General features: G+C 60.5%; 6 protein-coding genes. 1 reads left to right on the forward strand and 5 read right to left on the reverse strand.

Features of this window, described 5'->3' with window-relative positions:
* Positions 1-303: 303 nt before the first annotated feature.
* On the reverse strand, positions 304-891 hold the full coding sequence (locus tag OZ411_RS42405; RefSeq protein ID WP_282532723.1) for a TetR/AcrR family transcriptional regulator: 588 nt from the start codon (positions 889-891) through the stop codon (positions 304-306).
* Between the two features lie 101 nt (positions 892-992).
* Between OZ411_RS42405 and OZ411_RS42410 the strand changes: the two genes are divergently transcribed.
* Positions 993-2,405, forward strand: coding sequence for an amidase (locus OZ411_RS42410; RefSeq protein ID WP_282532724.1), 1,413 nt, complete (start codon positions 993-995; stop codon positions 2,403-2,405).
* Between the two features lie 610 nt (positions 2,406-3,015).
* Here OZ411_RS42410 and OZ411_RS42415 read toward each other — a convergent pair.
* From OZ411_RS42415 to OZ411_RS42430, 4 genes are all read right to left on the reverse strand, one after another.
* Entirely contained in the window at positions 3,016-3,558 is a 543-nt protein-coding gene (locus tag OZ411_RS42415) for a hypothetical protein (RefSeq protein WP_282532725.1), read from the reverse strand.
* Positions 3,555-3,812 carry a nucleotidyltransferase domain-containing protein gene (locus OZ411_RS42420; protein ID WP_282532726.1) on the reverse strand — a complete coding sequence of 86 codons (258 nt, stop codon included), beginning with the start codon at positions 3,810-3,812 and terminating at the stop codon, positions 3,555-3,557. Before OZ411_RS42420 ends, OZ411_RS42415 begins: the two co-directional genes overlap by 4 nt.
* A gap of 853 nt (positions 3,813-4,665) precedes the next feature.
* Positions 4,666-5,133 (reverse strand): hypothetical protein, encoded by a 468-nt coding sequence (locus OZ411_RS42425; RefSeq protein WP_282532727.1) that lies wholly within the window; start codon positions 5,131-5,133, stop codon positions 4,666-4,668.
* Positions 5,134-5,397: 264 nt separating this feature from the next.
* Positions 5,398-5,628 (reverse strand): RES domain-containing protein (locus tag OZ411_RS42430; protein ID WP_349017083.1); only part of this gene is annotated, 231 nt, incomplete at its 5' end.

Consider the following 5,628-nt stretch of genomic DNA (forward strand, 5'->3'; position numbering starts at 1 on the left):
CAGATCGTACCGCTTGGATTGGCAAAACCCTCGAACGTTTTGCAGAGGCTGTTCTTCAGAGCTCGTATGGATCATTGCCGCTGGTCCGGATTTCGGTTTTGTGCAAATCCCGGACCCGAGCTGGACATGCTACAACGTCGGTCAAGAAACTCTTGCCAATGCAAATGTCAGCTTCGGATCACAAGAGGCATTTGGCGCCGCCCTGAGCAACCTCCGGTCTACCCCCGTGAGCTGACGTGGTGATCTTCAATCCGGGTTTCGGCTATGGGCCCAAAAGGCGACATGAAAACTGCCGCCAGAGCTCTACGATGCACGAGATCCTTTCTTTCCGCCCGGTAGGAGACCAGCAGCTCGATAGCCATCGATGAGTGCATCGAACAGTGAGATGTCCGAGCGGCTGCGCGCCATGAGCTGGGCCCCCGCGACGGCGGCGAAGATCGAGCGGGCTCGGGCTTCGCTCTCCTCACGTCCGATCAAGCCCGCTGCGACAAGAGTTCTGCTCAGCCACGCGACGTTGACGTCGGCGAAAGCTTGCACCTCCTTCTGAACCTCTACCGGGAGGTCGTCGTATTCGGCGGACATGAAGCTGCAAAGGCACAGACGGTTGCTGCTCTCAAGCGATCTTCGGAAGATGCTGGGATATGCTTGCAGACAGCGCAGCGGGTCGGCGCATTCCGCCGACATGGCGTCCAGTTCGGCGGCCGTATCTTCCCAATAACGCTTCGCTACAGCCGCGCCGAGATCGGCCTTGCTCGGGAAGTGGTGGTAGATGCTCGGGGCTCTGATACCCACCTCGGCCGCGAGATCGCGGAAGTTCAGGCCGCTATAGCCATGAGCCTGCGCCGTCCGCCTAGCCGCTGCCAAGATCGCCTCTCGTGAATTTGCGCTCAAAGAACACCCCTGGGGTTACCTACCAAGCGTTAGATAGGGCTTGACGCTGGGTTTCGAAAGAGATATCCGCAATCTACCAAGTGTTAGGTAGGTAACGACCCATGAAGACCGACATCATCTATTCCGACGCGACCAAGCTGGCCGAACTGATCCGCACCAAGGAGCTGTCGCCAGTGGAGGTCGTGCAGGCACATCTCGACCGCATCGGGGCCGTGGACCCGAAGATCAACGCGATCGTTACGGTTGCGGACGGTGCGCTCGAAGCCGCCAAGGTGGCGGAGAAGGCGATCGTCGCCGGCGAGGAGCTTGGGCCGCTGCATGGCGTGCCCTTCACGGTGAAGGACTCGATCGACACTGCGGGCGTGGCGACCCAGCGCGGTTCGCCGATCTTCAAGGGACGCGTTCCCGAGATCGACGCGACCAGCGTCGCGCGCATGAAGAAGGCGGGCGGCATCTTGCTCGCAAAGACGAACCTCCCCGAGTTCTCCTACTGGATCGAAAGCGACAATCTGCTCTCCGGCAGGTCGAATAATCCTTGGGATCTGACCCGCACGCCTGGGGGCTCGAGCGGCGGTGAATCCGCGGCCATCGCGGCGGGCATGTCGCCGCTGGGACTGGGGACCGACCTTGCGATCTCGGTGCGCGGTCCGGCCGCGCAAACCGGCATCGTCTCCCTCAAGGCAACGCATGGGCGCGTACCCATGACTGGAATCTGGCCGCGCGCGCCGCGGCGCTTCTGGCATGTTGGTCCCATGGCACGCAGTGTCCGCGACCTCGCGCTCGCCTTCTCGCAACTGGCTGGCCCTGACGGCCAAGACGCTTTCGCAACGAGCAGCACCGCGCAGTTCGATGCCGGCCTAGGGCGCTCGCCCCATCGTCAGCTCCGGGTGGGCTGGCTGGTCGAGCCCGGCTTCGGGCCGGTCGACCCCGAGGTCGCCGCCACGGTGAAGGCGGCCGCCAACGCGCTCAAGGACCTGGGCTCTTTCGTGGAGCCGGTGCGCATCCCGGCGCTCGAGCGCGACTTCGCCCTCGACGTGTTCAACCGCCTTCACGTGATGGAGATGAAGCCTGCATTCGCGGAGGCAACCGCCGGCCGCAGCCAGGACGAGCTTTATAAAATGGCCAAGACCATGCTCTCGCTGCCCGACACGTCCATGAAGGACTACATCGACGCGGAGCAGGCCGCCGAGCGGCTGCGCGACGGCTATGCCGACTATTTCAGGACATACGACGCGCTGATCACCCCGGTCCTGCCGATCCCGGCCCACAAGCATGGCACCGCAGAGTTCGTCATCAACGGCAAGATCGTGGACGCCACCTACCTCCAAGGCGCGACCGTGCCGCTCAATGTCACCGGCTTGCCCGGGCTGTCGATGCGGTTCGGCACCAGTAAGGAAGGACTGCCGATCAACGTGCAACTCGTCGGAAGCTGGCTCGCCGAGTCGACCATCCTGCATCTTGCCTCCCTACTCGAAAGCGTGAGCACCGTGCGAGACCTGCATCCGAACCTCTGAGAAGAAGGCCTCTAACCGAACGCGAGCGCCGGCATCGTGCGACTCCGTCGCGATGCCGGCGTTAGCTGAATCAACAATCGACCGGAAGTCGGAGTTTGCGCTGTCTCATCGGTTCTTCCTTGGTCCCCGCCCGGGCATCGTGATCATTCCGACCAGTGATCCGGAAGTAGTCAGGTTGAAGCTCGACAATGTCGCTTAGGGTCAAAAGCGACGCTCGAAGGCCCCCACAAGCTCGGTCCGAAGCCGATGATCTGGCGAAGTCTCGGTCTTAGGGGACGTACTTTGCTCACTGCCTCGCATCTGCTTGCCGACTATGGGAGTCCAGACGATGCGATTCCAGTCATTAGCGGCCCAGCTGGGGGACGTAGTTTGCTCGGTGCCGCAATCGGCGGTCCTAGCTTACGGCTCGTTGCCGGAATCCAGCGTCTGCAATCTCAATGTTTTGGAGAGGAGCTGGGGACGTACTTTGCCCCCCGCTGCAGTGCAGTGGTGGGCAAAGTTGGTCCCCTACAAGTTTGTGCCCTAATGGGGCAAAGTAGATCCCCTCGCTAGGAAAGATAAAACCTCCGCCGGCGACGGCGGGGTTCTTATCTCGATCAGCATATGCCAGCTAGATCGGGGGGCCGCCCGATGCGCCGCCCCCGGCTCCGTCCCCACCGTCGTTTTCGTCGCTCGGGTCCGGGTCTATCTTTTTCCTGAACTGTGCGATGGTCTGCTTGATGCGTTTGATGACCCGCCGCACGGCGTCAACCGTCGGCTCGGCCTTGGTTGGAACGAACTCGTCGTAGTCGCTATGCCGGACGCGATGGCGCATTCTCAGGCATTCGAGGAGGTCGCGCCGCATCTCTTCGTCGAAAAGGGCAGGCCTCGCGTTGGTCCCCGGCATGGGTCTCGCGACGCGCTCCAGAAGGTCCCGGTGCCAAGCTTCGCCCGACGGTGGCGTCTCACCCAAGATGTCGAGAATTCGTTTCACAGCGTTTTCGACGGATGTGTAACCGGTGGCCATCGCGTGCATAAACGAGGTCGAGCTCTTGTAGCCCTCAAGATCCGGCGCGTCGAAACCGCCGGCGTCGAAGATCCGGAGCGCCATGCCGAGGTGTCTCAGCGCGTCGTCGATATCCCTGTCGACGTCAGTCCATCTGGAGTCGCTCATGGCACCTGGATCATGTGATTACGGATGCGATCCAAAAATCCACTGCTGGACCTTGATTTCAGATGGATGTCGGCCGGCAGATTCTGCCTGCGGCAGGCGTCCTCGACAAAGTCGAGGGCCTCCGCTTCGCGCTCGGCCGGGAAGTCGACAATGACATCCAGATCGCTGTCGAACTTCATCCTGTCCTCGGCGGCAGAACCGAAGATGAAGAACCTCCCGCCGTGTTCGGCGCCGAATGCCTTCATCTCGGACATGACGCGATCAACCGCGGCGCGACGCCTCGCGGTCTCACGAGCCTTCCTTTCGGCAACGGTCACGATCAGGGACATCGGTTGTTCTCATCGAAATACGCCTGCACTCTCAAATATAAACAACCGGTCAGAAACAAGAAAGAGCACCGATCCCCGTCTGACAGCTATGATTACCGCTTTCAGCCGATACAGCCCCGACAGCCGGCCCCGGAACAATTCCTCAGGCCAGCGACACGTCCGTCTCATCCCGGATCGAGCGATCTTGGCCTCTTCGATCAAGGCCTCGTCCAGAATGACGTCAGGGGGTCGCCTGCCAGGGGACTGCTCGCTTCTGCTTTTCGGCTTCACCGGCTCCGTTTTCCTGAGGTGCCGTTAACGATGATGCGCGGCTTTTCGCGGGGAACGCGGCCGCGCATCTGCTCACCGGGTACGCAGGCAGTCGGCCCCAAGATCAAGAAAGATGCCGTTCTGCGGCATGTACGAAGCGCCGGCCAGCATCGATATCGGGGGACGCTCTTTGCCCGGCTCGACGTTCGATAATCCAGAATTCACGAAATCCGACGCAGTAATTTCCGCAGGTTAGCGCCGCACTAGGGTACGAACTATGCCCGGCCCTGCAGTGGGCAAAGTAGGTCCCCTAGCCTAAAACACATAAAGCCCCGCCAGCGATGGCGGGGCTTTTCATTTGGGATGTCGCGGGTCGAGGACGAACTTCGATCAATCGGACCTATGTCCGCTTTACCTCGACAAGCCGGCATCCAGGATGGACGAAAGGATCTTCAGTTCCGGGCCAAGAAGCGACGTCGGATGCCCGGCATTTGGAATCCCGCTCTCAGCCTCAGACGAATATTAGCCGCTACTCCTTGGTAGCGAGGCGATCCAGTAAATCCCGCTGTTTCCGCCCTCTCCAATTCTCGTCATCGCGCCGAAGGACCACTATGAGAACGAGAGTAGCTGCCCCGAAACCAATCATCAGTGGTTTCGCTACAGCATGAATACGTTCCTGCCTGTCCGTGAAGAAGTGCGTACCCCCTTTAATGTTGTGAGGGTGAACGAACTCGGCGTCAGCGAACTTAGGCTGTTTCATGGCAACCGTTTCAATGAAACCGACCGTGCATAGCGACATTAGGGCCACCGCCGAACTCGCGAGCAGGATCGCGCGTAGCAGCCGCATCGATGACGACATCTCTTGCCAAGGACGGTGTCTTGGCTTCGCGTCACTTAACCCGACTCCGTGAAAGCTGGACCGGTCTTTCCTCCGCATCACCCGCCAATTTTCGTAGGCAACAACACCCATCAAAAGCACCACGATGCCGATGACCATTGCTCCCACCGGAGGCAGGTCTATTGGACCAAGCGATGCGAGTGTCATAGGAAAGAACCGCCTCTAATGAGGTGCACGTCTGGTCTAGCCGCTGTGGGTCGCATGCAGGGCTACGATGCCAACCTGCCCCTAATTCTCTACCTGGCATGGATTATACTTGTTTTTTTTCCTGCAGTGAGGACGTTCCGGCTTTTTCCTGAAAGCCGAGTCCCGGAATCCGTCTCTGTCGCGCTCGCTGGCCCAGGAGTTGCGGTCAGCCGCGGTCTAGGCGCCGAACAGCCGGCGATCCCAAAACACCGGCTCGTGCGGGGTCGTGGTGATGTGACGGAATTCCGGGTGGGCGGGATTGATCAGCATGTTGTGGTCAACCCGCGCGACGACGCTCGGCAACATCAAGATGAGACTCCTCTTTTCGAGACACCAAGCCTCGCCAAAACGCTTGCTGACCGTTGCCGGCATCTGGTCCCAGCCGGGGAGTGAGGGGGGTGAAAAGAC

The organism is Bradyrhizobium sp. Arg237L, from assembly GCF_029990105.1.
In the GTDB taxonomy this organism is placed as follows: domain Bacteria; phylum Pseudomonadota; class Alphaproteobacteria; order Rhizobiales; family Xanthobacteraceae; genus Bradyrhizobium.

What these genes read in the sequence shown, in the direction of transcription:
- OZ411_RS42410 (WP_282532724.1), top strand. Translation starts at nt 993, where the DNA reads ATGAAGACCGACATCATCTATTCCGACGCGACCAAGCTGGCCGAACTG.
- OZ411_RS42415 (WP_282532725.1), bottom strand. Translation starts at nt 3,558, where the DNA reads ATGAGCGACTCCAGATGGACTGACGTCGACAGGGATATCGACGACGCG.
- OZ411_RS42420 (WP_282532726.1), bottom strand. Translation starts at nt 3,812, where the DNA reads ATGTCCGAGATGAAGGCATTCGGCGCCGAACACGGCGGGAGGTTCTTC.
- OZ411_RS42425 (WP_282532727.1), bottom strand. Translation starts at nt 5,133, where the DNA reads ATGGTCATCGGCATCGTGGTGCTTTTGATGGGTGTTGTTGCCTACGAA.